This is a genomic window from Citrobacter sp. Cpo069 (assembly GCF_030332785.1).
Taxonomy (GTDB): domain Bacteria; phylum Pseudomonadota; class Gammaproteobacteria; order Enterobacterales; family Enterobacteriaceae; genus Citrobacter; species Citrobacter portucalensis.
Genome location: NZ_JAOWHD010000051.1, coordinates 111,508 through 137,163 on the forward strand (window position 1 = coordinate 111,508; position 25,656 = coordinate 137,163).

Here is a 25,656-nt window from a genome sequence, read left to right on the forward strand (position 1 = left end):
CGCCTTATTCAATTGAGCCAGGCTGAACCACGCCCGCGATATTTTTAATTTCCGCCCAGCGTTCGGCACTGATGCGATAGCCGGTACCAGGTCCCTGATAATCATTGATGTCGTTGACGGCGCTGACGACGTCGAACTGGCGATCCAGAATGGCCGACGTTTGCAGGTAATCACCGGTAACACGCTGTCTCAGCATGTTGAGGATATTGCTGGCGATATCTTCGAAGCCGCTGCAACTCAACGCGCCGACGATATCCAGCCCGGTGATATTGCGCTTCATCATCTCTTCCACGGCAGCCAGATCTTCCACCACATTGCGCGCGGGCATATCTTTGCTGCCGTGAGCATATGTAGCAGCTTCGACTTCTTCATCGCTAATCAGCGGCAGGCCAAGTTCGCGGAACACCGCCTGAATGGCGCGTGCGGCCTTATTGCGAATGGCGATGGTTTCCTCTTCCGTGACCGGACGCAGACCGCCGTCAACCATCAGATCGCGTTGCAGAATGTTGTAATCATCGAAATCTTCAGCGTCGAAGTTCGACCCGGCAAACATGTTGTCGTAGTTGGGTACCGCGCTGTAACCGGAGAAAATAAAGTCGGTACCCGGCAGCATCTGCATCAGGGTACGGGCAGTACGGCGAATATCGGAGTGGGAAAAGGTCTGGTCATTGGCGGAGGCCACTTCAAGGTCGAGCATTGAGGCAATCAGGTTTTCTGCCAGCACCGCGCGGATCCCTGACGGCACAGCGCCGGTCATGCCGATACAGCTGACCGCACCGTTTTGCAGCCCCTGTACGCCCGCGCCTTTAGTGATAAAAATGCAGCGTGACTCCAGATAAAGCATCGATTTACTTTCGGAATAGCCCATCAGCGCCTCCGAGCCGGTGCCGGAGGTGTAGCGCATCTTCAGGCCACGCGACGCATAGGCCGAGGCGAGAAACGCTTTGGACCACGGCGTATCATCGCCGTCGGTAAACACCGACTCTGTACCGTATACCGATACCGTTTCGGCGTAGCTGGTTAACCCGCGCATCCCCAGCTCCAGCTCCGTGGCCTCTTCAACGGAACATTGCGTCAGCACACCGGGGCGACCGCACTGGGAACCCACCAGCAGCGCCAGGGCGTTAAACGGCGCGTAGCGGGCGATCCCGACCGTCGTTTCCTGCTCGGAAAAGCCGCGGATCCCCGCTTCAGCAGCGTCGGCGGCAATCTGTACCGGGTTATCTTTCAGGTTAGTCACGTGGCACTGGTTGGAGGGAGTGCGTCTGGCGCGCATTTTTTGTAGCGCCATCATCATCTCCACCACGTTCATTTGCGCCATCACTTCCACCGCTTTCGCCGGGGTGATGGCGGTGGTAATGGCAATAATCTCTTCCCGACTGACGTGGATATCCACCAGCATTCTGGCGATTTCCAGCGCGTCGAGCTGCATGGCGCGCTCAGCTTCGGCCACGTTAATGGCATAATCGGCAATGAAACGGTCGATCATGTCGAACTCGGCGCGGCTCTTACCGTCCAGCTCAACAATACGACCATTTTCGACCTTCACCGACGACGCCGGATCGTAGGGGCTTTCCATGGCAATCAGCCCCTCTTCAGGCCATTCGCCAATCAGCCCATCCTGATTTACAGGCCGCTTCGCAAGCACTTCGAATCGTTTTGATCTTCTCATGATTTATTGACTCAAAAGGTAAAAAATAGGGACGCCGGGCCATATTGCCGGGGACATCACACCCGGCATTCGCCTTTCATCAGCAATGGCCGAACTCTAAATGAGCCAAGCAATAAAAAAATAAAATTAATTTCGTTCCAATTTGGCACCTAATAAAAATGCATCGTTCCATATTGAAACGCAATTCAGGAATATCCATCGTGAATTGTGACGAGGTTAAATGATCATTATCAATAAACGCAAAACCAGGGAAATAAATTTAATTTTTATGAAAAATCCACCCTATTGACTTAATAACGTGCGGCGAGAAAATAAGGTAAAGCCAATGATAAAAATAGCTGTTGCGCGATATGTTTCGTGACCTCAGCCCTACAACATTTTCAGGAGAGACTGTGAATAAGAGCCAACAAATTGCCACCATTATGCTGGCGGCTGCAAAAAAAATGGCGCAGGCCGTTGAGGCTAAAGCGCTTGAGATCAACGTTCCGGTGGTCTTTTCTGTGGTGGATCACGGCGGAAATACGCTGCTAATGCAACGCATGGACGATGCGTTTGTCACCAGCTGTGATATCTCTCTTAATAAAGCGTATACCGCCTGTTGCCTGCGTCAGGGTACCCATGAAATTACCGACGCGGTACAACCTGGCGCTTCGCTATATGGTTTGCAGCTTACTAACCAACAGCGCATTGTTATTTTCGGCGGCGGCTTACCTGTCATATTAAACGGTAAATTAATTGGTGCCGTCGGCGTTAGCGGCGGCACCGTCGAACAAGACAGATTATTAGCAGAAACCGCACTGAATTGTTTCTCTGAATTATAATTTAAATCTAAGAAGGTATATTATGAGCTATCGTATGTTTGATTACCTGGTGCCAAATGTGAACTTCTTTGGCCCCAATGCTATTTCCGTTGTCGGCGAACGCTGCAAACTGTTAGGCGGTAAAAAAGCGCTGCTGGTTACTGATAAAGGTCTGCGGGCTATTAAAGACGGTGCGGTAGATAAAACCCTAGCCCATTTACGTGAAGCGGGCATTGACGTGGTGGTTTTTGACGGCGTTGAGCCAAATCCCAAAGACACCAACGTGCGCGATGGCCTGGAGGTCTTTCGCAAAGAGCATTGCGATATCATCGTTACCGTTGGCGGCGGTAGCCCGCATGACTGCGGTAAAGGCATCGGTATCGCGGCAACTCACGAAGGCGATCTCTACAGCTATGCCGGGATTGAAACTCTGACCAACCCGCTGCCGCCTATCGTTGCGGTGAATACCACTGCCGGTACCGCCAGCGAAGTCACCCGCCACTGCGTGCTGACCAATACCAAAACCAAAGTGAAGTTTGTGATTGTCAGCTGGCGCAACCTGCCGTCGGTCTCCATTAACGATCCGCTGCTTATGCTCGGCAAACCCGCTCCGCTGACCGCCGCGACCGGTATGGACGCCCTGACCCACGCCGTAGAAGCCTATATTTCCAAAGATGCCAACCCGGTCACCGACGCCGCCGCTATTCAGGCTATTCGCCTGATCGCACGCAACTTGCGTCAGGCCGTAGCGCTGGGCAGCAACCTGAAAGCTCGCGAGAACATGGCCTACGCCTCTCTGTTGGCGGGTATGGCTTTCAACAACGCCAACCTCGGCTACGTTCACGCAATGGCGCATCAGCTTGGCGGTCTGTACGACATGCCACACGGCGTGGCGAATGCCGTTCTGCTCCCGCACGTGGCGCGCTATAACCTGATCGCTAACCCGGAGAAATTTGCCGATATCGCAGAATTTATGGGCGAAAACACTGACGGACTCTCCACCATGGATGCCGCCGAACTGGCCATTCACGCCATTGCCCGTCTCTCCGCTGACATCGGCATTCCGCAGCATCTGCGCGATCTGGGCGTCAAAGAAGCCGATTTCCCGTACATGGCGGAAATGGCGCTGAAGGACGGCAACGCCTTCTCTAACCCACGCAAAGGGAACGAGAAAGAAATTGCCGAGATCTTCCGTCAGGCATTCTGATAACGCAGGGGGCGCAATGTCACTTTCATCACCGGGTGTACATCTGTTTTATCACTCACGCTGGCAGGATACTCGCGTGCTTGATGAGCTGTGCTGGGGACTGGAAGAGCAAGGCGTCCCTTGCCGGGCAATCTGTTGCGACGAGCATGACTGCGCGCTGGCATTGAGCAAACTTGCGGCCAAAAGCTCAACGCTACGTGTCGGTCTGGGTCTTAACGCCACGGGTGATATTGCTTTAACCCACGCCCAGTTGCCCGAAGATCGGGCGCTGATCCGTGGGCATATCCGCGCCGGAATTGCGCAGATCCGAACGCTTGGCGCCAATGCCGGTCAACTGGTTAAAGCACTTCCCTTCAGCGAGATAAAATAAATGTACCGCATCTACACCCGAACCGGCGATAAAGGCACGACCGCGCTGTTTGGCGGCAGCCGTATCGACAAAGACGACATCCGCGTTGAGGCCTATGGCACGGTGGATGAACTGATTTCCCAGCTTGGCGTCTGCTATGCCAGCACGCACCAGGCTGAACTACGCCAGGATCTGCACGCCATGCAGAAGATGCTGTTTGTACTGGGTGCGGAACTCGCCAGCGATGAGAAAGGACTCGCTCGCTTACAACAGCGTATTGGCGATGAGGATATTCAGGCGCTGGAGCAGCTTATTGACCGCAATATGGCGCAAAGCGGCCCGCTCAAAGAGTTTGTTATTCCGGGGAAAAATCTGCCATCGGCACAGCTACACGTTGCGCGAACTCTGACGCGCCGACTGGAGCGGATCCTTATCGCAATGAGCAGAACGCTGACGTTACGCGATGAACCCAGGCGTTACATCAACCGACTGTCGGACGCGCTGTTCTCGATGGCGAGAATTGAAGAAACTAGTCCAGATGCTTGCGCTTAAACTGGCTGGCATCAATGTCGTATTGCTTCATCTTGCGCCACAAGGTAGTGCGACCAATGTTCAGCAGTTGCGACATCTCCTGTACGCGTCCGCTGGTGACGCGAGCAGCATGGATAATCGCCTCTTTTTCGATAGCGGTAAAGGTCAGACTGGCTGGCAGCAGTGAAGACGCCGTCTCCAGACCAGGACGTTCGGCAAACAGATAATCCGGTAGATTGCTCAGCCGAATATGGCCGTTATCACTGCTGATGGCGATGTTTTCGATAATGCTGTTCAGCTCAAAGTCATTGCCCGGCCACGAATAGGCCACCAGTTGTGCCAGCGCGTCGTCGTCGATCTTCAGACTGGATGAAAAACGTTTTTTCAGGCTATTCAGCCGCGTATAAATCAGCGAGGGAATACTGTTACGCCGCGCCCGCAGCGGGGGGATCACTATCTCAAAAGAGTGCAGCGCGTAATACAGCTGACGGCTAAAGCGGTTTTGCTCCACCAGATTGGCGAGATCAACCGTGGTGGTGGCGATCACTTTGACATCCACCGGAATCAACCGACGGGCATCCAGGCGGGTTAATACCCCCTGCTTGATCACCTGTAACAGCGCGGATTGCAGCTCCGGCGCCAGATATTCAATTTTTTCCAGAAACAGCGTGCCGCCGTTCGCCAGTTCAAGACGGCTCAACCGGCCATTTTCATCGTCGGTTGGCGCACTGCCCATAAAATCCTGCCCCAGCACGCTGTTGGCATAAAGCTGACAGTTCACGGCGATATACGGCCCGCTGGCGCGCTCGCTTTCGTTGTGAATGGCCTGGCTCAGCAGCTCCTTACCAACGCCTTCTTCCCCGCACAGTAGGATCGGGAAACTCCCCCTCGCCGCCTGGCGTCCAAAGTGGATTAAGCGGCGGGTTTCCGGATCGTCAGTCGACATCTGCTCAAAGGTGTGGCTCACCTTGCCGAGCTGGCTGGTCATCAGTTGGCGCATTTGCTCCACCGGATGCAGTAGCAGGATAAAGCTGTTGCCCTGCTCCTCAACAATCGGTTTCAGGGTGATGACGGCATCAACAAACTGATGCTGGCTTTCAAAGGTAACTTCGACGTGATTCAGGCCGCGGGCATGTTTGATCGCCCGGCGCAGCAGCATGGGGAGATTGAGCAGATCGTGAATATTTTTTCCCTGGCTGGCCTGTGCATCGAGATGCAAAAGCAGCGCCGCACGCGCATTGAGGAACTGCAATACGCCCTGTTCGTTCCAGGCCATCACACCATCATCCATACTTTCCAGTAGCCCGTACATCTGGTTCAGATGGCGGTTGGATTCAGCCAGCAGGCTGTCGGTCAGCAAAGAGTTGCCGACTTCTCTGGCTATCGCCAGCGTCAGGGATAAATCAGAAACGCACTCATGCTCCACCAGACAACACAGCGAGATGGAGCCGAACAGTCGACCATGGTTATCGAAGACCGGCGTCGAGCAGAACGACCACGGATGCAGAGCCTGTTTAAAATGCTGATCGCCAGAGGTTTTTGTCGGCTGGCCCGGCATCGTCGCCAGCGACAGGGCACAACTGCCAATGATGCTTTCCGCACAGTAGCTGCCGTCGCGAAACCCAAGCTCCGCCAACTGTTCCACCGTCTGTGGATCGCCGCAACGGCTGAGGATACAGGCTGATTCATCCAGAATCAGCAGCGCGCACGGGCGGCCGTCCATAAACTCCCAGGCATCTTCCAGCGCAGCCTGAGCAATCGTCAGCAACGCCGTCTTGCGACGACAAATCGACTCAAAGGTCAGCCCTTGCGCCTGATGCGGCGCCTGCCAGGTTTCCCGCTGCATAAACTTGCTGCAACGATGCCATGACTGGGCAATGACTGAAGAGACTTCCTTCCCGATGCTATGCGTGTGCGCCGTCATATCCCTTTCCGCTGTTTAACCATAGACAACCCCTCCGGCAGAGACTGTCAGAGGGGGAGAAGATGCCGGATAAAAACCTACCGACGACTGATTAACGCGCCAGCCACTGCTGTCCCAGCAGGTCTGCCGTCAGAATAGCGGCATGTACGCTTTCAGGCGTTACCGGGAACGGCATATTGTGGATGGTTTCACCTTCTGCACAGGTCGCTTTCGCCACCGCCATGATCTTGCCGTCAACGTCTTCTTTCACGCCCATTTCCGCTAACGTTACCGGCAGGCCTACTTTCTGACAGAAATTCAGCACGGTTTCGATCTCTTCCATCGGGCTGTTTTGCAGCACCAGTTGCGCCAGCGTACCAAAGGCGACTTTTTCACCGTGGTACAAATGGTGGCACTCTTCCAGAATCGTAAAGCCGTTGTGGATCGCATGCGCCCCTGCCAGACCGCTGCTTTCAAAACCGATGCCGCTGAGGTAAGTGTTAGCTTCGACAATACGCTCCAGCGCATCGGTCACCACGCCGGCCTGCGCGGCAAAGCGTGCCTTCTCGCCTTCCGCCAGCAGGGTATCATAGCACAATCGCGCCAGGCTCAGCGCCGCCACGGTGGACTGTCCGCCCGCCATGCTGGTCGCTCTGGCGTCATAACAGGCTTTCGCTTCAAACCAGGTCGAGAGCGCATCGCCCATCCCGGCCACCAGCAGACGTACCGGCGCTTTGGCAATGATTGCAGTGTCCATTACCACCATATCCGGGTTTTTCGGGTAGATCAGATACTCTTCAAACTCGCCGGCTTCGGTATAGATAACGGACAGCGCGCTGGTTGGCGCATCGGTAGACGCGATAGTCGGGATCACTACCACCGGCAACTTCTGGTAGTAGCCAATCGCTTTGGCGGTATCCAGCGTTTTCCCACCGCCAATCCCAACCACACCGCGGCAACCGTGCTGTTTCAGAATGGAAATCAGGCGATTAATTTCAACATGGCTACATTCACCGTTAAAGCGTTCCGCATGGCAGCTAATGTCGTGGCTGTGCAGGCCGTTGAGTACCTTCTCTCCCGCCAGCTTCATCACGAAGTCATCCGCAATCACGAAAAAGCTGTCCGCCAGATTTTTAGCGTATTGACCAAACAAGGTGGAAGCGTCAGGGCCCTGGAGATATTTGGCTGGAGATTGAATAACTTTTAGCATTCCTTTCATCCTCAAATAAGTACATGTTTTTACATGGTGAGCCCTGGCGTTAACCTGTTTGGCCTGATGCTGATGGCGAAAACGGGAGGTACCGGAGCGATGCAATAACTGTATGGCGAGGCGTGCACAAAAAAATCTTTCGTCTTTTTGTTCTGATATGAAACAGATAAAAACGACAAATGTTTCATATTGGAACGCTTAACCATAAAAAATATAAGGTTTGCGATCCCGATCCGTTCATTTACCACCAAATCTCCGGCACAGACGAATCTCACTTTCTCTTTTACCCACTCACTTGCCAAAATACCGGTAAAAAAAAGCTGACAGTGCAGTGTGACCTGCATTCATCGCGAGAGGAAAAAGTCGAGCAAGCTCGCATTGTGATCGTTCCCCGTTCTTTTCGGTTTCATTTCGGAACAAAAAAACAATAACAACGTTCCGTAATGAAACTCATTTTAACGTTGTTTTTTTCCACGCTGACTTCGCCAGAATCTCTCTATCGCCTCCGCACCATGACCATGCTTCCGGGGGTTTGTCTTACACTCAACCTCAAGGAGCCGTTATGTCTCAATTCTTTTTTAATCAACGCACCCATCTCGTGAGCGACGTCATCGACGGTACGATTATCGCCAGCCCGTGGAATAATCTGGCGCGTCTGGAAAGCGATCCGGCTATTCGCATCGTGGTCCGCCGTGACCTTAACAAAAATAACGTGGCGGTCATTTCCGGCGGCGGTTCAGGGCACGAACCCGCGCACGTTGGGTTTATCGGTAAAGGTATGCTAACGGCCGCGGTCTGTGGCGACGTGTTCGCTTCCCCGAGCGTAGATGCGGTACTGACCGCCATTCAGGCGGTAACCGGTGAGGCGGGCTGTTTGTTGATCGTGAAAAATTACACCGGTGACCGTCTTAATTTCGGTCTTGCCGCCGAGAAAGCCCGTCGTCTTGGTTATAACGTTGAAATGCTGATTGTCGGCGATGACATCTCCCTGCCGGATAACAAACACCCGCGCGGCATTGCGGGAACCATCCTGGTGCATAAAATCGCGGGCTATTTTGCCGAACGCGGCTACAACCTCGCCACCGTCCTGCGTGAAGCGCAATACGCGGCCAATAACACCTTCAGTCTGGGTGTTGCGCTTTCCAGCTGTCATTTGCCGCAAGAAACCGACGCCGCCCCACGTCATCATCCGGGCCACGCGGAGCTGGGTATGGGCATTCACGGCGAACCAGGCGCCTCGGTCATCGACACCCAGAACAGTGCGCAGGTGGTGAACCTGATGGTGGATAAACTGCTGGCTGCCCTGCCTGAAACCGGCCGTCTGGCGGTGATGATTAACAATCTTGGCGGCGTTTCTGTTGCCGAAATGGCCATCATTACCCGCGAACTGGCCAGCAGCCCGCTGCATCCGCGTATCGACTGGCTGATTGGCCCGGCCTCGCTGGTTACCGCGCTGGATATGAAAGGCTTTTCACTGACGGCTATCGTGCTGGAAGAGAGCATCGAAAAAGCGCTGCTCACAGAGGTGGAAACCAGTAACTGGCCGACGCCGGTCCCACCGCGTGAAATCAGCTGTGTACCGTCATCTCAGCGTAGCGCACGCGTGGAATTCCAGCCTTCGGCGAACGCCCTGGTGGCCGGGATTGTGGAGCTTGTCACCACAACCCTTTCCGATCTGGAGACCCATCTTAATGCGCTGGATGCCAAAGTCGGCGATGGCGATACCGGTTCAACCTTTGCCGCAGGCGCGCGCGAAATTGCCGGTCTGTTGCATCGTCAGCAGTTGCCGCTGGATAACCTTGCCACGCTGTTTGCGCTGATTGGCGAACGTCTGACCGTGGTGATGGGCGGTTCCAGCGGTGTGCTGATGTCTATTTTCTTTACTGCCGCAGGGCAGAAACTGGAACAGGGAGCTAACGTTGCCGAAGCCCTGAATACGGGACTGGCGCAGATGAAGTTTTACGGCGGCGCAGACGAAGGCGATCGCACCATGATTGATGCGCTGCAACCGGCTCTGACTTCGCTGCTCACGCAGCCGCAAAATCTGCAGGCCGCCTTCGACGCCGCGCAAGCCGGAGCCGAACGAACCTGTTTGTCGAGCAAAGCCAATGCGGGTCGCGCATCGTATCTGAGCAGTGAAAGCCTGCTCGGAAATATGGACCCCGGCGCGCACGCCGTCGCGATGGTATTTAAAGCGCTGGCAGAGAGTGAATTGGGCTAAGCCATAAATGCCTGATAAGGCACTTGCGCCGCCATCCTGCGAAGAAGTGCCTGATGCGCTGCGCTTATCAGGCCTACGAGTACAAACCTATGTAGGCCGGATAAGGCTTTTCTACGCTTATCAAGCCTGCGAGTGCAAACCTTTGTAGGCCGGATAAGGCGCTTGCGCCGCCATCCGGCAGAACGTTAACGATAAACGCGGATCCCGCCCTCTACGCCACGGCTAAACAGCACCTGCCAAAGCTCAATATCTCTGGCGCGGAAAGCCCCTGCGCAGGCACATAAATAATAATTAAACATTCTTCTGAAGGTGGCGGAATAACGTGATGACAGCTCCGGCCAGGCCTGATTAAAGCGCTCATGCCAGGCCATCAGCGTTTTATCATAATCGCTGCCGAAGTTATGCCAGTCCTCCATCACAAACCGTGATTCGCTGGCCTCGGCAATGTGGGAAATTGCCGGTAAGCAACCGTTCGGGAAAATGTATTTATTGATCCACGGATCGACGCTCATCCCTTTTTTATTGCTACCAATAGTATGCAGCAGGAACAGTCCGTCCGGTTTTAAACAACGGTCAGCGATGCTGAAATAGGTGTCGTAGTTTTTCGGCCCGACATGTTCAAACATCCCCACGGACACAATGCGATCGTAGTGTTTATCAAGATCGCGATAATCCTGCAGCAGAATGTTAACGTCCAGCCCTTCACAGCGCTGCTGCGCCATTTTCTGCTGCTCTTTGGAAATGGTAACGCCTTCTACCGCCACGCCATAATGACGCGCCGCATATTCTGCCAACCCGCCCCATCCACAACCGATATCGAGTAAACGCATACCCGGCTTAAGCTGCAGCTTCTCGCAGATCATTTTTAATTTGGCATTTTGCGCATCGTCTAAGGTGGTCGCGTCTTTCCAGTAACCGCAGGAATATTGCATATGCGGATCAAGCATCAGCGCAAAGAGATCGTTACCAATATCATAATGTTCTTTACCGACGATCCATGCGCGGCTCCGTGACTGCAAATTAAACAGGCGTGCGCTGGCAATGCGTAAAATATCTTTCAGATTACCTGGCACCTGCTGGTCGAGTTTTGCTTTCAGGATTTTGCAGAACAGAATATCGAGCCGTTCGCAGTCCCACCAGCCTTCCATATAGCTTTCGCCAAGCCCTAATGAGCCTTGTTGCAATACCCGTTTAAAGAAACCGGTATGATGAAGTTGAATGTCCCAGGCGCGCGAGCCATTAATTCTGATATCCGCTTGCGAAAGCAGCTCTTTTCCCATTCGGGTCCAGTTATCATTTGTTTCATTGACGATGACAGCATCTGAACAAAGCGAGTTCATGGTATTTACCAAAAGTGGGCTAAAAATTATTACGCAAGATTATTATGGAAAAAAGAGTGTATGTATTATGATCCGCGGACAAGATCTATCGAGCAGCGGACACACCATCGGGAGCATTGACGATTCATTTATGGAAACTCTCGAGCAAAAACAGTGGAACTCCTTCCCGGATAACTCCATGACCGAACTGCCGCAGGACGTATTCTTTCGCTCTTATGTCCTGGAAGCCAACCACCATGTACCGCAGCATTCACACTCTTTTATGCAGTTTCATTTCGCCCGCAAAGGCAGCATGCGCATTGATGTTGCCGGTAAGTGCTGGATAATCCCCGCGCATTATGGCATTTGGATCCCAAATAATACGGAGCATGCGGTTTGGGCATTAGATGATGTGTATTTAGAAAATCTGGATATTAAACCGGGCTTTCTTGAAGAGAGCATCAATGAATGCAAAGTAGTGGCTATCAGTGATTTCGCCAGAGAGTTTATTCATTACGCCACGAATTCAATTTCAGGCCATTATGATAGTCAGTCAAAAGAGGGCAAGCTGGTTAGTGTGCTGGTCGATATTATTCTGCAACTCCCGGAAGTCGCTTTTGTATTACCCTGGCCGCAGGATCGTGAATTAACCAAAGTCTGCCGAACAATACAAGAATCCCCCGCACTGGAGCATTCGGTTGAATACTGGGCGCAGCATCTGGGTATGTCTGCCCGTACCTTTTCACGCCATTTCAAAAAAGAAACCGGATTGCCTTTCAGCGTCTGGAAGCAAAAAATGCGAATACTTGAATCGGTATTAATGCTGAAGAAAAATAAAAGCGTAACCGCCGTGGCACTCGACGTTGGGTATTCAAGCACCGCGGCATTTAGCTACGCATTCCGCCAGGCGTTTGGCGTTCCGCCCTCTAATTACTGATTAACGGCGTTGATGCCAGTAAGCCGCTGCACGAACCCGTTGCTGATCGAACGCCTCGGTTTCAAAACGAGCACTCAGGTTTTTGACCACCTTGCCTTCGCCGGTGATCCAGATGAAATAATCGTCTGCGGGCACGCTTAGCCGCGATAAGTGTTCATTCACCGCCTGCTCGTCATGGCCGATAAACCACTGAAGAGTAAATCCGTCGAGATGGGCAAAATAGTCCTGGTAGGCTGCATCCTGCACGCTAACCAGCGCCGTGACGTGCGGACGTACCGCCAAACGGCTGAGCGACTCCAGGCGTCGGCGCAACGCGGGCATTCCCGACTCATCACACACGTAAACCTGATACGCATAATCCTCTGGCACCACCAAAGAACCGCGCGGTCCGCCGATCGTCAGCTTGTCACCCTCACGGGCATTCATCGCCCATGTACTTGCCACGCCGCCGTCATGAATATAGAAATCCAGTGCCAGCTCATGGCGCGCTTCGTCATACAACGGCGTGTAGTCACGGGATAACGGACGTACACCGTCAGCCCAGACAATGCCTTCATCGGTGACGACAGGTGGTACAAAGTTGCTGCCCGGTTCAGGGAAAAAGACCTTGGTATGGTCGTCAAAGCCGCGTGAGCTAAAACCGTCCAGAGCGTCACCGCCCAGTACAATACGCTGAAAACCCGCGCTAATACGCTCTACGCGCAGGACAGTAAGTTCTCGAAAACGCAGTTCATTGCGAACGCGCTGTGGGTAGCGTGAGATGTTTTTTGTCATTTTTTCGCCTTGTGAAGATAATACGATATATCTAAATTGATTTTTTAAATGATAATGATTGCTAATCAAAAATATTGCAAGCACTTTTTGATATAGTTAACTTATGATTACCAGTTATCACAGACAAATAAAAATAGATAATAATCATAATGTTATACAACATTTTATTTGTAGACTTGCAAACTGATAGTTTTTAGATATAAATTAGATATATCTAAATAACATCAGGAGACGATGATGCAAAACCATCATGAAGGTTGCTGTAAGCACTCAGAGCACCAACACGAAGGCTGCTGCAAGGGTGAAGGACATCACCATGAAGGCCGCCACAACGAGCACCATGCAGGTTGCTGCAAAGGTGAAGAACATCGCCATGAAGGCTGTAACAAAGAACATCACCACGAGCAGGGTTGCGGACATCGCCACGGTCGTGGTGGCGGCGGAGGGGGTCGTCGTCAGCGGTTCTTCGGCCACGGCGAATTACGCCTGGTGATTCTGGATATCTTGACCCGCGACGCCAGCCACGGCTATGAGCTGATTAAAGCGATTGAAACCCTGACCCAGGGTAATTACACCCCAAGCCCGGGCGTTATCTATCCAACGCTGGATTTCTTGCAGGATCAGGCACTGATCACCGTCAGCGACGAGGAAGGTGGGCGTAAACAGATTGCGATCACGACTCAGGGCCAGCAGTGGCTGGATGAGAACCGTGAACATCTGGAACATATCCACGAACGGATTAAAGCCCGCTGCGTAGGTTTTGAATTACGCAAAAATCCACAGATGAAACGCGCGCTGGAAAACTTCAAAGCCGTGCTGGATCTACGCGTCAATCATGGTGATACCAGCGATGCGCAGATCAAAAAAATCATCGGTATTATCGATCGCGCTGCACTGGATATTACTCAGCTGGATTAATCTGCACAGCAGGCGGAACCCGTATGCCCAACGTTCCGCCTGTATTTTTAGTATTAATGCAGCACCGTAACCGCATCTTCCAGACGACCCGCGCGATGTTTCACCATCGCGGAAATCTGCGCACTCTCTTCAACCAGTTCGGCGTTTTTCTGTGTAATGTTGCTCAGCTCATTCACCGCACGGGTCAGGCTGGAAAGACCATCTGACTGTTCCAGCGTGGAGTGGCTGATTTGGGCGATCAGCTGAGTGACGTTTTGCACCTGCGCCACAATATCGTCCATCGTGCGTCCTGCGGCGTGAACCTGGTCAGATCCGGACTGCACCTTGTCAGCGCTGGCATCAATCAACTTGCGGATATCATTGGCTGCACTGGCGCTACGGCTAGCAAGATGACGTACTTCTCCCGCCACCACGGCGAACCCTTTCCCTTGCTCGCCCGCCCGCGCGGCTTCAACAGCGGCATTCAAAGCCAGAATGTTGGTCTGGAAGGCAATATCGTTAATCAGCGTCGTAATGGTGCCGATCCGCTGGGTGCTGTTGGCGATATCGTCCATGGTTTTGATGACGGTATCCATCGCCTCACCGCCGTGCGTTGCCGCGCTACTGGCGGCAATAGAGAGCTTATCGGCCGCGGCGGCGGTCTCTGAGTTTTGTTTCACCGATGCCGCCATCTGATTCATGGTGGTCACCGTTTCCTGCACATTCTCGACAGTCTGCTGCGTATGCTTGTTTAAATCGTCGCTGCCTTTCGCCAGCGTTTCGCTGTCGCTGCGCACGCAACTCACCTGGCTGGAGACGTCGTGAATGAGCCAGCGACACATTAATCCAAGTTGGCCCACTGCTCGTAGCATCAGGCCCAGTTCATCACTACGGTTAAGATGCGACACGCTGTTCCGCTCACCGGTCGCCACTTTCAGCGCCTGACGGGTGACATTCTCAATAGGACGCACAATTTGCCATTCGAAAATAGCCGTTCCAAAAAGCATCACCAATGCACTCATCAGCTGTAACGGCCATTCGGCGCCCATTTGCTGCAATGCGACCGCTAGCAGGACAAACATGAATGCCATCACGCTGCGCACCCGCCAGCGAATCGGCATCGCCGGCAGTTTACCCAGCCAGCCTTTGCGTACCACCAGCCCTTTATGAATACGTCGGTTGCAACGTCCTTCGTTCAGCGCTTTATATAAAGGCTCTACCGCCGCAATTTCCTCGTCAGTAGCCCGGGTACGAATCGACATATACCCGGTCACGCGTCCTTCCCGCACCATCGGCACCGCATTGGCCCTCACCCAGTAGTGATCGCCATTCTTACGCCGGTTTTTCACAATCCCGCTCCATGGCTCGCCCTGCTTCAGGGTGTACCACATATCCGCAAACGCCGCTTTTGGCATGTCCGGATGACGAACCTGATTGTGCGGCTTATCGAGCAATTCATTCAGCTGATAGCCACTGACCTGGACAAATGTATCGTTCGCATGGGTGATATAGCTTTGTAAATCGGTGGTAGACATGAGGGTGATATCATCATCCAGCGGTGTATTTTGCTGACTAACGTAGGGATGAGAAGACATGATTGCGTCCTGTGCAGGTTATCTGGTTGTTAACTCTTTCGGCTTATGTTATTTCGGCGATAATTTTTTTATCTTTAGTTGTTAAATTTGATTTAGATCGCAATTTGCGATTAAACCTCAAAATCTGTACGCATTCTAATCCATTGATTTAAAATACTTTCATCTAGTAACTATTCAACGTCACTTCTACCAGCGCACCGTCACAGTGCAAATATTGCCCACTTTTAGCGCAAATTTGCGTTTATTCGATCTGTTTTCAGGCTCCTTACTTGGGCAAAATGCCAGCAGATGTTAAATCTCGGCATTAAATGTTGCGTAAATGAGATGTTTCCTGGTGTTTATCCCGATTTTTGCTAAGCGCGCCGGAATGGCGCAATCCCTGCAATACTTAATTCAGTATCATGTGATACGCGAGCTCCGGGAGCATATTTTGAACAGGTTACCTTCCAGCGCATCGGCCCTGGCCTGCAGCGCACACGCACTGAATCTCATTGAAAAGCGCACGCTTGATCATGAGGAAATGAAATCATTGAACAAAGAGGTGATTGAGTACTTCAAGGAGCATGTCAATCCGGGGTTCTTAGAGTATCGAAAATCTGTAACTGCAGGCGGGGATTACGGAGCCGTAGAATGGCAAGCAGGAAGCCTTAATACGCTTGTCGACACCCAGGGGCAGGAGTTCGTCGATTGCCTGGGTGGTTTTGGAATTTTCAACGTGGGGCACCGTAATCCAGTCGTGGTTTCCGCCGTACAGAATCAACTCGCGAAACAACCTCTGCACAGCCAGGAGTTACTTGACCCTCTGCGGGCCATGCTGGCAAAAACCCTCGCCGCACTGGCGCCCGGTAAACTGAAATACAGTTTTTTCTGTAACAGCGGGACCGAGTCGGTTGAAGCCGCCCTGAAGCTGGCGAAAGCATATCAATCGCCGCGCGGTAAATTTACGTTTATTGCCACCAGCGGCGCATTCCACGGTAAATCACTGGGCGCGCTGTCCGCTACGGCTAAATCCACCTTCCGTAAACCTTTTATGCCGCTGCTGCCGGGCTTCCGTCATGTGCCGTTTGGCGATATTAACGCAATGCGCACCATGCTCAGCGAGTGTAAAAAGACCGGTGACGATGTCGCAGCTGTGATCCTCGAACCGATCCAGGGTGAAGGAGGGGTGATCCTGCCGCCGCAAGGTTATTTGACCGCCGTTCGTAAACTTTGCGATGAGTTTGGCGCGCTGATGATCCTTGACGAAGTGCAAACCGGCATGGGGCGTACCGGCAAGATGTTCGCCTGCGAACACGAAAACGTGCAACCCGACATTATGTGCCTGGCCAAAGCGTTGGGCGGCGGTGTGATGCCAATTGGCGCGACCATTGCCACCGAAGAGGTGTTCTCCGTCCTGTTCGACAATCCTTTCCTGCATACCACCACGTTTGGCGGCAACCCGCTCGCTTGTGCAGCTGCGCTGGCCACCATTAACGTCCTGCTGGAGCAAAATTTACCGGCTCAGGCGGAGCAGAAAGGCGATATGTTGCTGGATGGTTTCCGCCAGCTTGCGCGGGAATACCCGGACCTGGTGCATGATGTACGCGGTAAGGGAATGCTGATGGCGATTGAGTTTGTCGATAATGAAATCGGCTACAACTTTGCCAGTGAGATGTTCCGCCAGCGGGTGCTGGTTGCCGGCACGCTTAATAATGCAAAGACGATCCGCATCGAACCACCGTTGACGTTAACGATCGAGCAATGCGATCTGGTATTGCGATCGACGCGCAAAGCCCTGGCAGCATTACGGGTGAGCGTGGAGCAAATGTAACAACCTTACCCGGCCTATAAAAGACACTCTTTTGTAGGCCGGATAAGGCGTAGCCGCCATCCGGCAATTTCGTCCTCTGCCCCCACTCCTTTTTTGAATCCCATCACAATCACGGCATTCCCCTTTTCCCTTTTACGCGGCGACGGCTAAATTATTAACTCATCCGACCACATAACAATAATTTTACATACTGGACACCTTTATGAGCTATCCGTCGCTGTTCGCTCCGCTCGATTTAGGCTTCACCACGCTTAAAAACCGCGTGCTGATGGGTTCAATGCATACCGGGCTGGAAGAGTATCCCGATGGTGCAGAACGGCTGGCCGCGTTCTACGCCGAGCGCGCCCGTCACGGCGTAGCGTTAATTGTGAGTGGAGGCATTGCCCCTGCGCTTTCCGGCGTGGGAATGGAAGGCGGTGCGATGCTGAACGACACCAGCCAGCTTGCTCACCATCGCGTCATTACTGATGCTGTGCATGATGAAGGCGGTAAAATCGCCCTGCAAATCCTGCACACCGGACGTTACAGCTACCAGCCGCATCTGGTGGCACCTTCTGCTATTCAGGCACCCATTAACCGCTTTACGCCACATGAATTAACGCACGATGAAGTGCTGCAGTTGATTGAAGATTTTGCCCACTGCGCACAGCTGGCGCGGGAAGCGGGCTACGATGGCGTGGAAGTGATGGGGTCGGAAGGGTATCTCATCAACGAATTCCTGACACTGCGTACCAACCAGCGCGATGACCAATGGGGCGGTGAGTATGCCAACCGCATGCGGTTTGCCGTTGAGGTGGTGCGAGCGGTACGTCAGCGTGCCGGGAATGACTTTATTATTATCTTCCGCCTGTCGATGCTCGATCTGGTGGAAAACGGCGGAACCTTCGACGAAACCGTTCAGCTGGCGCAGGCTATAGAAGCCGCGGGGGCCACCATTATTAACACCGGTATTGGCTGGCATGAGGCACGTATTCCCACTATCGCTACCCCGGTACCGCGCGGTGCGTTTAGTTGGGTGACGCGTAAGCTGAAAGGGCATGTAACAATCCCACTGGTCACCACCAACCGCATTAACGATCCCCAGGTCGCCGACGACATTCTGGCCCGTGGCGATGCCGATATGGTATCGATGGCCCGTCCGTTCCTCGCCGATGCCGAACTGCTGTCAAAAGCGCAAACCGGACGAGCGGATGAGATCAACACCTGTATCGGCTGTAACCAGGCCTGTCTGGATCAGATCTTCGTCGGCAAAGTCACCTCTTGCCTGGTCAATCCGCGCGCCTGCCATGAAACCAAAATGCCGATTGTTGCGGCAGCTGTGCCAAAGAACCTGGCGGTTGTCGGTGCGGGTCCTGCGGGCCTCGCCTTCGCCATTAATGCCGCAGCGCGCGGGCATCACGTGACGCTGTTTGACGCACATGGCGAGATTGGCGGGCAGTTTAATATCGCCAAACAGATCCCCGGCAAAGAAGAATTCTATGAAACCCTGCGCTACTACCGTCGGATGATCGACGTGACTGGCGTGACCCTGAAGCTGAATCACTTTGTCAGCGAACACGATCTGCACTCCTTCGACGAAGTGATCCTTGCCAGTGGGATCGAGCCACGCATGCCGCCGATCGAGGGGATCGATCATCCTAAAGTGCTGAGCTATCTCGACGTTCTGCGCGATAAGACGCCAGTGGGTAAACGCGTGGCGATCGTGGGCTGCGGCGGGATCGGTTTTGATACCGCAATGTATCTGAGTCAGCCCGGTGAACCCACCAGCCAGAACATTGCGGAGTTCTGCGTGGAATGGGGGATCGACACCAGCCTGCAACAGCCTGGCGGCTTACGCCCGGAAGGCCCGCACTTATCCCGCAGCCCGCGCCAGATAGTGATGCTGCAGCGCAAAGCCAGCAAACCGGGGCAAGGTTTAGGTAAAACGACGGGCTGGATCCATCGCGCCACCCTGCTCTCACGCGGCGTGAAAATGATCCCGTCAGTCAGCTATCAGAAGATTGATGATGATGGGTTACACGTTGTGTTGAACGGTGAACAGGTGATCTTTAACGTGGATAACGTGGTGATTTGTGCCGGACAAGAGCCGCGCCGTGAACTGGTCGATCCGCTGCACGCGGCAGGTAAAACGGTGCATCTGATCGGCGGCTGCGATGTGGCGATGGAACTGGATGCCCGACGCGCTATTGCGCAAGGCACCCGACTGGCACTGGAAATTTAACGTTTTATCTTTCGTAGGCCGGATAAGGCGTTAGCCGCATCCGGCACCCGCTATTACCGACGACGACCGGTTTTGACTGCTTTCAGCACCACGAATTTATTATTGGTAGCGATGGTCACGCAGTTGCCGAATATCTTCTTCAGCTTGTGGAAGTAGTCGAGGTGACGGTTAGCCACAATATACAGCTCACCGTTGATTTTCAGGCAGCGACGGGCGTGGTGGAACATTTCCCAGGCAATGTTATCCGTCAGCGCGTGCTTCTGGTGGAACGGTGGGTTGCACAGCACAGCGTTAAAGCGGAACGGTTCAACGCCAGACAGCGCGTTGTTAATCATAAACTCACAGCGATCCAGCGCTTCAGGCATGTTACTTTCCACGTTCAGGCGGCTTGAAGCCACCGCCATTGGCGATTCATCAACAAATACCACACTGGCTTCTGGATTTTTCGCCAGCAGCGTCATACCGATGACGCCGTTGCCGCAACCGAGATCAACAATCTCCCCTTCAAGGTTTTCCGGCAGATGCTCGATAAAAAAGCGCGCGCCGATATCCAGCCCGGTACGGGAGAAGACGTTGGCGTGGTTATGGATAGTCCAGTCGGTGCCTTCCAGCTTCCAGCTTAGCGTTTGCGAGGCAGCGGCCAGCTCCGGTTTGCTGAACGTACAGTTGATCAATCGGGCTTTTTTCCACGCCAGCGTAGTGGTGGTTGGACCCAACACTTTTTCAAACAGTTCCAGCGTCGAGGTATGTACATCACGCGCTTTTGCCCCGGCGATGATGCGCGTTTCTGGCGTTACCACTTCGCGCAGCGCACGCAGTTGCTGCTCCAGCAGCGCCATGGTTTTTGGCAGCTTAATCAGCACCACGCCCGGCGCCTGCGGATAGTCAGCGGTACTGTCGAGGAACTTGACGCTCGACTCGGCAATATCGTTGTGACGCAGGTTCTCGCGCGTGGCAAGCTCGCTGAGATAGGAATCGCCGATGCTGTACGGCGTATGTTCCGCCAGCGCACAGCCCAGCGCGCCGAAGGTATCATTCAGGATCAGCACCGGGCCGCTAATCTCGGTATCGTCCAGCTGTTGCAGCAGATATTCATCTGCAGCTTCCCACGCCAGCAGCGGGTTAACGTCATCCGTTTCCGGGAAACGTTTAAGTGACAGCGAACGGAAACCGTTGTCTATGTGGCTCATCGGCCCTCCTGAATGGTAAAATTTCGGCGTATCCCTGAAAAGGGTGCGTGAGTATACACTTTTATGATTTGCGTGGACATGAATGAACCAACTAACTTACCTCCAGGGCTACCCGGAACATTTGCTTTCTCAAGTGAGAACGCTGATTGCTGAGCAGCGCCTGGGCGCAGTGCTGGAGAAGCGCTATCCGGGTACGCATGACTTCGCGACTGACAAAGCGCTCTGGCAATATACCCAGGATCTGAAAAATCAGTTTCTGCGCAACGCCCCGCCGCTGAATAAAGTCATGTATGACAGCAAGATCCACGTTCTGAAGAATGCGTTGGGGCTGCATACCGCCGTCTCTCGCGTGCAGGGCGGTAAGCTCAAAGCCAAAGCGGAGATCCGCGTCGCCACCGTGTTTCGCAATGCCCCGGAACCCTTTTTGCGTATGATCGTCGTTCATGAACTGGCGCATCTGAAAGAAAAAGAGCACGACAAAGCGTTTTACCAGCTGTGCTGTCATATGGAGCCTCAGTATCATCAACTGGAGTTCGATACCCGCCTGTGGTTAACGCAACAATCGTTAAAGCAAACTGCGTAGTCGCGCACTGGCTTTGTCTTCAGGGCATGCTAAATTGACGAAAGAATCCCTTTTCGCAGCCTGAAGGCCTTTATGATACGTTTCGCAGTAATTGGCACAAACTGGATCACCCGCCAGTTTGTCGATGCCGCCCATGAAACCGGCAAGTATAAATTAACCGCAGTCTATTCCCGTAGCCTTGAGCAGGCACAGACCTTCGCCAACGATTACCCTGTCGAACATCTGTTTACCTCACTGGAAGCGATGGCGCAAAGCGAGGCAATCGACGCTGTCTATATCGCCAGCCCGAACTCTTTGCATTTCCCGCAGACCGAGCTGTTTTTGCGGCATAAAAAGCATGTTATTTGCGAAAAGCCGCTGGCCTCCAATCTGGCGCAAGCCGAAGCCGCTATCGCCTGCGCGCGTGAGAATCAGGTCGTGCTGTTTGAAGCGTTTAAAACCGCCTACCTGCCTAATTTCCTGTTGTTACAGCAATCACTACCCAGAGTAGGAAAAATCAGGAAAGCGTTTATCAATTACTGCCAGTACTCCTCGCGTTACCAGCGCTATCTGGACGGTGAAAATCCGAACACGTTTAATCCGGCATTCTCCAATGGCTCGATTATGGATATCGGTTTTTACTGCCTGGCCTCAGCGGTTGCGCTGTGGGGCGAACCGCTGAGCGTTCAGGCCAGCGCCAGCCTGCTGGAAAGTGGCGTGGATGCCCACGGCGTGGTGGTGCTGAATTACGGTGATTTCAGCGTTACGCTCCAGCACTCAAAAGTAAGCGACTCGGTATTAGCCAGTGAAATTCAGGGCGAGTCGGGATCGCTGGTCATCGAGCATATCTCCGAATGCCAAAAGGTGTGCTTCGTGCCACGTGGGGGAAAAACGCAGGATCTGACGACGCCTCAGCACATCAATACTATGCTGTATGAGGCAGAGGCTTTTGCCCATTTGGTTGAATCCGGCGAAGTGGATCACCCGGCACTGGCCGTCAGCCGTATTACCGCCAAACTGCAAACGGAGATTCGCCGCCAGACCGACGTGGTTTTCCCGGCAGACGAAGCGGAAACATCGCTGACTGCGTAAAGGTGTGTAAAACGAATGTTGCAGGCCATTGACTGAAAGCATGGCCTGTAATATTTTGTAACCCGCAAAGGGGAGTAACTTCGTTGTCGGTTGATCGTCATTACGATGTGTGAAAAACCACATCCGGTCACCGGGCGATAACAAAGGAATACGCCACCGTATTCCTTTGTTGTTGTAAGTGAGACCTTGCCGAATGGCAAGGTCTATGCATAAAAAGCAGCGGCTAACGTCATTCGGCGTTGGCCGTTTTTTTTATGCATGGGGAAATACAATGAATACTGTCGGCACACCGTTGTTATGGGGTGGCTTCGCTGTCGTAGTGGTAATTATGCTGGCCATCGACCTGCTGTTGCAGGGGCGTCGTGGCGCGCATACGATGTCAATGAAGCAGGCTGCGGCCTGGTCAATCGTCTGGGTAACGCTGTCGTTACTGTTTAACGCTGCCTTCTGGTGGTACCTGGCGGAAACCCAGGGGCGCGCCGTTGCCGACCCACAGGCGCTGGCGTTCCTGACCGGCTATTTGATCGAAAAATCGCTGGCGGTAGATAACGTCTTTGTCTGGTTGATGCTGTTCAGCTACTTCTCCGTACCGCCTGCGTTGCAGCGTCGGGTACTGGTGTATGGCGTGCTGGGTGCGATTGTGCTGCGTACGATCATGATCTTCGCCGGCAGCTGGCTTATCACCCAGTTTGAGTGGCTGTTGTACGTGTTCGGCGCGTTCCTGTTGTTTACCGGCGTGAAGATGGCGCTGGCGAAAGAAGATGCCTCCGGTATTGGCGACAGACCGTTAGTACGCTGGCTGCGCGGTCATTTGCGCATGACCGATACCATCGAAGATGAAAAATTCTTCGTGCGTAAAAACGGCCTGCTGTTTGTTACGCCGCTGATGCTGGTGTTGATTCTGGTTGAGCTGAGCGATGTGATTTTTGCCGTCGACAGTATTCCGGCTATCTTTGCCGTGACCACCGACCCGTTCATCGTGCTGACCTCGAACCTGTTTGCTATTTTGGGTCTGCGTGCGATGTACTTCCTGCTGGCGGGCGTGGCGGAGCGTTTCTCCATGCTGAAGTACGGCTTGTCGGTCATTCTGGTGTTTATCGGTATTAAGATGCTGATCGTCGATTTTTACCATATCCCGATCGCTATCTCGTTAGGCGTGGTATTTGGCATTCTGTTTGTGACGCTGGTTGTTAACGCGTGGGTCAACCACCAGCACGATAAAAAGCAGCAAATCCAGTAAGTTTCATCTGCTAGCTGAAAAGCCCGACAGCACACTTCGTGCGTCGGGCTTTTTGTTTATCATGTCAAAATAATGTTAAGTTAAAGTTATAAAATATGATCTCAACGCGGAATCCAGGATATTTCGCTTCCCGAACCGCGTTCTTTCCTTATACTCAGCCATGCAAACATTTGCCCGATCCTGAAAGATGCGTCAACAGAACGCACAAAGGTAAGGCAACAACACAATGAAAGGATTACTACATGACTACGCAACGTTCATCGGGGCTACTCTCGCGTTTGGCGCAAGGGAGCCTGGTTAAACAAATTTTGATCGGTTTGGTACTGGGGATTTTACTGGCACTGGTGTCAAAACCTGCGGCTGAAGCCGTTGGTCTGCTGGGTACGCTGTTCGTCGGCGCATTAAAAGCCGTCGCGCCAATTCTGGTTCTGATGCTGGTGATGGCTTCTATCGCCAACCACCAGCACGGGCAAAAAACCAATATCCGCCCCATTCTGTTCCTCTACCTGCTCGGAACATTTTCAGCGGCATTAACCGCCGTTGTCTTCAGCTTTGCTTTCCCATCAACACTGCATCTTTCCAGCAGCGCGGGGGATATCGTACCGCCATCCGGGATTGTTGAAGTGATGCGTAGCCTGCTGATGAGCATGGTTTCTAACCCAATTGATGCTCTGCTGAACGCCAACTATATTGGTATTCTGGTATGGGCTGTCGGCCTGGGCTTTGCGCTGCGCCACGGCAATGAAACGACCAAAAATCTGGTCAATGATATGTCCAACGCCGTCACCTTTATGGTGAAGCTGGTGATTCGTTTCGCGCCAATCGGTATCTTTGGTCTGGTCTCCTCCACGCTGGCAACCACCGGTTTCGCCACGCTTTGGGGCTACGCCCAACTGCTGACCGTACTGGTAGGCTGTATGCTGCTGGTGGCATTTGTGGTTAACCCACTGCTGGTCTTCTGGAAAATTCGCCGTAACCCGTACCCGCTGGTGCTGGCCTGTCTGCGTGAAAGCGGCGTGTATGCCTTCTTTACCCGCAGTTCGGCAGCAAATATTCCGGTGAACATGGCACTGTGTGAGAAACTGAATCTGGATCGTGATACCTATTCGGTGTCTATCCCGCTGGGCGCCACCATCAATATGGCTGGCGCGGCGATCACCATTACCGTACTGACGCTGGCGGCGGTGAATACGCTGGGTGTTCCGGTTGATTTACCGACGGCGCTGTTACTGAGCGTGGTGGCTTCGCTGTGTGCCTGTGGTGCATCGGGCGTGGCGGGCGGTTCTCTGCTGCTGATCCCGCTGGCGTGCAACATGTTCGGTATCCCGAATGACATCGCCATGCAGGTTGTTGCCGTTGGCTTTATCATCGGCGTATTGCAGGACTCATGTGAAACGGCGTTGAACTCTTCTACAGACGTCCTGTTTACCGCTGCAGCCTGCCAGGCAGAAGACGAGCGTCTGGCAAATAACGCCCTGCGCGGATAATCTCTAAGCCCCTCCGTCATCGGGCGGAGGGGTTCTTTTCTTGTACGCTTTTTTCAAGTTTGAACGGATCAATTCCGCGTTTTTGCATCCGCCGGAAGCGAATAATGTTCAGGCCGTTCATTACCAGAAAACTCCCTTCGATCATCGTCCCGCCAATCGATCCCAGCCAGAAATTATGGATAACCCAACAGGCGGTTGCGCACCACATGACGCAGCGCACGGTTAACCCTTTGCAGCGAAACAGCGCCCAGGTGCTGGCCAGCGTGCCAATTATCGGCAACAGCTCCATCGCATGCTGTAATTTCGCCAGCCCGAGAACCAGGGTGAGGATAATAAAAACGGTCATTACCCACAGTTTGCGGGTATGCATTGAGACAAGTGTGCGGATGGTGTTGAGTTCTGCGCTCATGCCTGCAGGCCAGGCGCCCATCAGGAAAAAATGCACGCCGATGGTGGCGCTATAGACAGCGAGTTGCAGCCGGAACCGGCGCTCATCGCGATTGAAAAAGGTGGTAATGCCGATCAGAAAGGCGATGACACCTACGCCCTGGGCCAGCCAATACGCGGTCATGCAAGCAACCCCAATTCTATCTCGTAGGCCGGATTAGGCGAGTTCGCCGCCATCCGGCAACGGTTTGT

At 53.3% G+C, this 25,656-nt stretch carries 21 protein-coding genes; 13 read left to right on the forward strand and 8 right to left on the reverse strand.

Annotation, left to right across the window (positions count from 1 at the left end):
• Positions 1 to 4 precede the first annotated feature (4 nt).
• Positions 5 to 1,672 carry a propanediol/glycerol family dehydratase large subunit gene (locus OGY08_RS13325; protein ID WP_057067396.1) on the reverse strand — a complete coding sequence of 556 codons (1,668 nt, stop codon included), beginning with the start codon at positions 1,670 to 1,672 and terminating at the stop codon, positions 5 to 7.
• Positions 1,673 to 2,064: 392 nt separating this feature from the next.
• On the opposite strand from OGY08_RS13325, the gene OGY08_RS13330 reads away from it, so the two are divergent.
• Genes OGY08_RS13330 through OGY08_RS13345 form a run of 4 tightly spaced genes read left to right on the forward strand, consistent with a single transcriptional unit; the run spans position 2,065 to position 4,580 of the window.
• Positions 2,065 to 2,493: a GlcG/HbpS family heme-binding protein gene (locus OGY08_RS13330; protein WP_125362884.1), complete on the forward strand. Its 429-nt coding sequence runs from the start codon at positions 2,065 to 2,067 to the stop codon at positions 2,491 to 2,493.
• A 22-nt stretch (positions 2,494 to 2,515) separates the two neighbouring features.
• Positions 2,516 to 3,679 carry a 1,3-propanediol dehydrogenase gene (gene dhaT, locus OGY08_RS13335; RefSeq protein WP_003024734.1) on the forward strand — a complete coding sequence of 388 codons (1,164 nt, stop codon included), beginning with the start codon at positions 2,516 to 2,518 and terminating at the stop codon, positions 3,677 to 3,679.
• A gap of 16 nt (positions 3,680 to 3,695) precedes the next feature.
• Positions 3,696 to 4,049: a glycerol dehydratase reactivase beta/small subunit family protein gene (locus tag OGY08_RS13340; protein ID WP_125362883.1), complete on the forward strand. Its 354-nt coding sequence runs from the start codon at positions 3,696 to 3,698 to the stop codon at positions 4,047 to 4,049.
• The gene (locus tag OGY08_RS13345; RefSeq protein ID WP_008785856.1) at positions 4,050 to 4,580 is read left to right on the forward strand and encodes a cob(I)yrinic acid a,c-diamide adenosyltransferase; all 531 of its coding nucleotides are present in this window, start codon (positions 4,050 to 4,052) and stop codon (positions 4,578 to 4,580) included.
• Here the strand turns inward: OGY08_RS13345 and dhaR are convergent.
• Both dhaR and OGY08_RS13355 read right to left on the reverse strand, forming a co-directional pair.
• Positions 4,558 to 6,483 (reverse strand): dihydroxyacetone kinase operon transcriptional regulator DhaR, encoded by a 1,926-nt coding sequence (gene dhaR, locus OGY08_RS13350; RefSeq protein WP_003828512.1) that lies wholly within the window; start codon positions 6,481 to 6,483, stop codon positions 4,558 to 4,560. The genes OGY08_RS13345 and dhaR overlap by 23 nt on opposite strands.
• Before the next feature lie 91 nt (positions 6,484 to 6,574).
• A complete protein-coding gene (locus OGY08_RS13355; RefSeq protein WP_125362882.1) occupies positions 6,575 to 7,672 on the reverse strand; it encodes a glycerol dehydrogenase in 1,098 nt (365 codons plus the stop codon).
• A gap of 562 nt (positions 7,673 to 8,234) precedes the next feature.
• On the opposite strand from OGY08_RS13355, the gene OGY08_RS13360 reads away from it, so the two are divergent.
• Entirely contained in the window at positions 8,235 to 9,893 is a 1,659-nt protein-coding gene (locus OGY08_RS13360) for a glycerone kinase (protein ID WP_100271885.1), read from the forward strand.
• Positions 9,894 to 10,078: 185 nt separating this feature from the next.
• On the opposite strand, the gene cfa is transcribed toward OGY08_RS13360, so the two are convergent.
• On the reverse strand, positions 10,079 to 11,233 hold the full coding sequence (gene cfa / locus OGY08_RS13365) for a cyclopropane fatty acyl phospholipid synthase (protein ID WP_125362880.1): 1,155 nt from the start codon (positions 11,231 to 11,233) through the stop codon (positions 10,079 to 10,081).
• 67 nt (positions 11,234 to 11,300) lie between these two features.
• Between cfa and OGY08_RS13370 the strand changes: the two genes are divergently transcribed.
• Positions 11,301 to 12,149: a helix-turn-helix domain-containing protein gene (locus OGY08_RS13370; RefSeq protein ID WP_125362879.1), complete on the forward strand. Its 849-nt coding sequence runs from the start codon at positions 11,301 to 11,303 to the stop codon at positions 12,147 to 12,149.
• Here OGY08_RS13370 and OGY08_RS13375 read toward each other — a convergent pair whose 3' ends face one another.
• Positions 12,150 to 12,923, reverse strand: a complete 774-nt coding sequence (locus tag OGY08_RS13375) for a siderophore-interacting protein (protein ID WP_103284689.1) — start codon at positions 12,921 to 12,923, stop codon at positions 12,150 to 12,152.
• Between the two features lie 234 nt (positions 12,924 to 13,157).
• Here OGY08_RS13375 and OGY08_RS13380 point away from each other — a divergent pair, with 234 nt between their 5' ends.
• Complete coding sequence (locus tag OGY08_RS13380; protein ID WP_167820709.1) at positions 13,158 to 13,841, forward strand: PadR family transcriptional regulator; 684 nt, start codon at positions 13,158 to 13,160, stop codon at positions 13,839 to 13,841.
• A 53-nt stretch (positions 13,842 to 13,894) separates the two neighbouring features.
• Here OGY08_RS13380 and OGY08_RS13385 read toward each other — a convergent pair whose 3' ends face one another.
• Positions 13,895 to 15,415, reverse strand: a complete 1,521-nt coding sequence (locus OGY08_RS13385) for a methyl-accepting chemotaxis protein (protein WP_100271883.1) — start codon at positions 15,413 to 15,415, stop codon at positions 13,895 to 13,897.
• A gap of 430 nt (positions 15,416 to 15,845) precedes the next feature.
• Here OGY08_RS13385 and ygjG point away from each other — a divergent pair, with 430 nt between their 5' ends.
• Together ygjG and OGY08_RS13395 are read left to right on the forward strand one after the other, a co-directional pair.
• Positions 15,846 to 17,225 carry a putrescine aminotransferase gene (ygjG, locus tag OGY08_RS13390; protein WP_057067552.1) on the forward strand — a complete coding sequence of 460 codons (1,380 nt, stop codon included), beginning with the start codon at positions 15,846 to 15,848 and terminating at the stop codon, positions 17,223 to 17,225.
• A 202-nt stretch (positions 17,226 to 17,427) separates the two neighbouring features.
• Positions 17,428 to 19,446, forward strand: coding sequence for an oxidoreductase (locus OGY08_RS13395; RefSeq protein WP_125362878.1), 2,019 nt, complete (start codon positions 17,428 to 17,430; stop codon positions 19,444 to 19,446).
• Between the two features lie 53 nt (positions 19,447 to 19,499).
• Here OGY08_RS13395 and rlmG read toward each other — a convergent pair whose 3' ends face one another.
• A complete protein-coding gene (rlmG, locus tag OGY08_RS13400; RefSeq protein WP_008785866.1) occupies positions 19,500 to 20,636 on the reverse strand; it encodes a 23S rRNA (guanine(1835)-N(2))-methyltransferase RlmG in 1,137 nt (378 codons plus the stop codon).
• Between the two features lie 82 nt (positions 20,637 to 20,718).
• On the opposite strand from rlmG, the gene OGY08_RS13405 reads away from it, so the two are divergent.
• From OGY08_RS13405 to sstT, 4 genes are all read left to right on the forward strand, one after another.
• Positions 20,719 to 21,219 carry a M48 metallopeptidase family protein gene (locus OGY08_RS13405; RefSeq protein ID WP_016154609.1) on the forward strand — a complete coding sequence of 167 codons (501 nt, stop codon included), beginning with the start codon at positions 20,719 to 20,721 and terminating at the stop codon, positions 21,217 to 21,219.
• 72 nt (positions 21,220 to 21,291) lie between these two features.
• Positions 21,292 to 22,290: a Gfo/Idh/MocA family protein gene (locus OGY08_RS13410; RefSeq protein WP_125362877.1), complete on the forward strand. Its 999-nt coding sequence runs from the start codon at positions 21,292 to 21,294 to the stop codon at positions 22,288 to 22,290.
• 271 nt (positions 22,291 to 22,561) lie between these two features.
• A complete protein-coding gene (locus OGY08_RS13415) occupies positions 22,562 to 23,530 on the forward strand; it encodes a TerC family protein (RefSeq protein ID WP_048216385.1) in 969 nt (322 codons plus the stop codon).
• 242 nt (positions 23,531 to 23,772) lie between these two features.
• On the forward strand, positions 23,773 to 25,017 hold the full coding sequence (gene sstT, locus OGY08_RS13420; RefSeq protein WP_048215489.1) for a serine/threonine transporter SstT: 1,245 nt from the start codon (positions 23,773 to 23,775) through the stop codon (positions 25,015 to 25,017).
• A gap of 16 nt (positions 25,018 to 25,033) precedes the next feature.
• Here sstT and OGY08_RS13425 read toward each other — a convergent pair whose 3' ends face one another.
• Positions 25,034 to 25,588, reverse strand: a complete 555-nt coding sequence (locus OGY08_RS13425) for a YgjV family protein (RefSeq protein WP_079934940.1) — start codon at positions 25,586 to 25,588, stop codon at positions 25,034 to 25,036.
• Positions 25,589 to 25,656 lie beyond the last annotated feature (68 nt).

Bases quoted from the DNA above. Each gene is read 5' to 3' on its own strand.
- dhaR (WP_003828512.1), bottom strand. From the start codon at position 6,483: ATGACGGCGCACACGCATAGCATCGGGAAGGAAGTCTCTTCAGTCATT.
- OGY08_RS13340 (WP_125362883.1), top strand. From the start codon at position 3,696: ATGTCACTTTCATCACCGGGTGTACATCTGTTTTATCACTCACGCTGG.
- OGY08_RS13370 (WP_125362879.1), top strand. From the start codon at position 11,301: ATGATCCGCGGACAAGATCTATCGAGCAGCGGACACACCATCGGGAGC.
- OGY08_RS13415 (WP_048216385.1), top strand. From the start codon at position 22,562: ATGAATACTGTCGGCACACCGTTGTTATGGGGTGGCTTCGCTGTCGTA.
- OGY08_RS13360 (WP_100271885.1), top strand. From the start codon at position 8,235: ATGTCTCAATTCTTTTTTAATCAACGCACCCATCTCGTGAGCGACGTC.
- OGY08_RS13375 (WP_103284689.1), bottom strand. From the start codon at position 12,923: ATGACAAAAAACATCTCACGCTACCCACAGCGCGTTCGCAATGAACTG.
- OGY08_RS13425 (WP_079934940.1), bottom strand. From the start codon at position 25,588: ATGACCGCGTATTGGCTGGCCCAGGGCGTAGGTGTCATCGCCTTTCTG.
- sstT (WP_048215489.1), top strand. From the start codon at position 23,773: ATGACTACGCAACGTTCATCGGGGCTACTCTCGCGTTTGGCGCAAGGG.
- OGY08_RS13385 (WP_100271883.1), bottom strand. From the start codon at position 15,415: ATGTCTTCTCATCCCTACGTTAGTCAGCAAAATACACCGCTGGATGAT.
- OGY08_RS13410 (WP_125362877.1), top strand. From the start codon at position 21,292: ATGATACGTTTCGCAGTAATTGGCACAAACTGGATCACCCGCCAGTTT.
- dhaT (WP_003024734.1), top strand. From the start codon at position 2,516: ATGAGCTATCGTATGTTTGATTACCTGGTGCCAAATGTGAACTTCTTT.
- OGY08_RS13345 (WP_008785856.1), top strand. From the start codon at position 4,050: ATGTACCGCATCTACACCCGAACCGGCGATAAAGGCACGACCGCGCTG.
- OGY08_RS13355 (WP_125362882.1), bottom strand. From the start codon at position 7,672: ATGCTAAAAGTTATTCAATCTCCAGCCAAATATCTCCAGGGCCCTGAC.
- rlmG (WP_008785866.1), bottom strand. From the start codon at position 20,636: ATGAGCCACATAGACAACGGTTTCCGTTCGCTGTCACTTAAACGTTTC.
- cfa (WP_125362880.1), bottom strand. From the start codon at position 11,233: ATGAACTCGCTTTGTTCAGATGCTGTCATCGTCAATGAAACAAATGAT.
- OGY08_RS13325 (WP_057067396.1), bottom strand. From the start codon at position 1,672: ATGAGAAGATCAAAACGATTCGAAGTGCTTGCGAAGCGGCCTGTAAAT.
- OGY08_RS13395 (WP_125362878.1), top strand. From the start codon at position 17,428: ATGAGCTATCCGTCGCTGTTCGCTCCGCTCGATTTAGGCTTCACCACG.
- OGY08_RS13405 (WP_016154609.1), top strand. From the start codon at position 20,719: ATGAACCAACTAACTTACCTCCAGGGCTACCCGGAACATTTGCTTTCT.
- OGY08_RS13380 (WP_167820709.1), top strand. From the start codon at position 13,158: ATGATGCAAAACCATCATGAAGGTTGCTGTAAGCACTCAGAGCACCAA.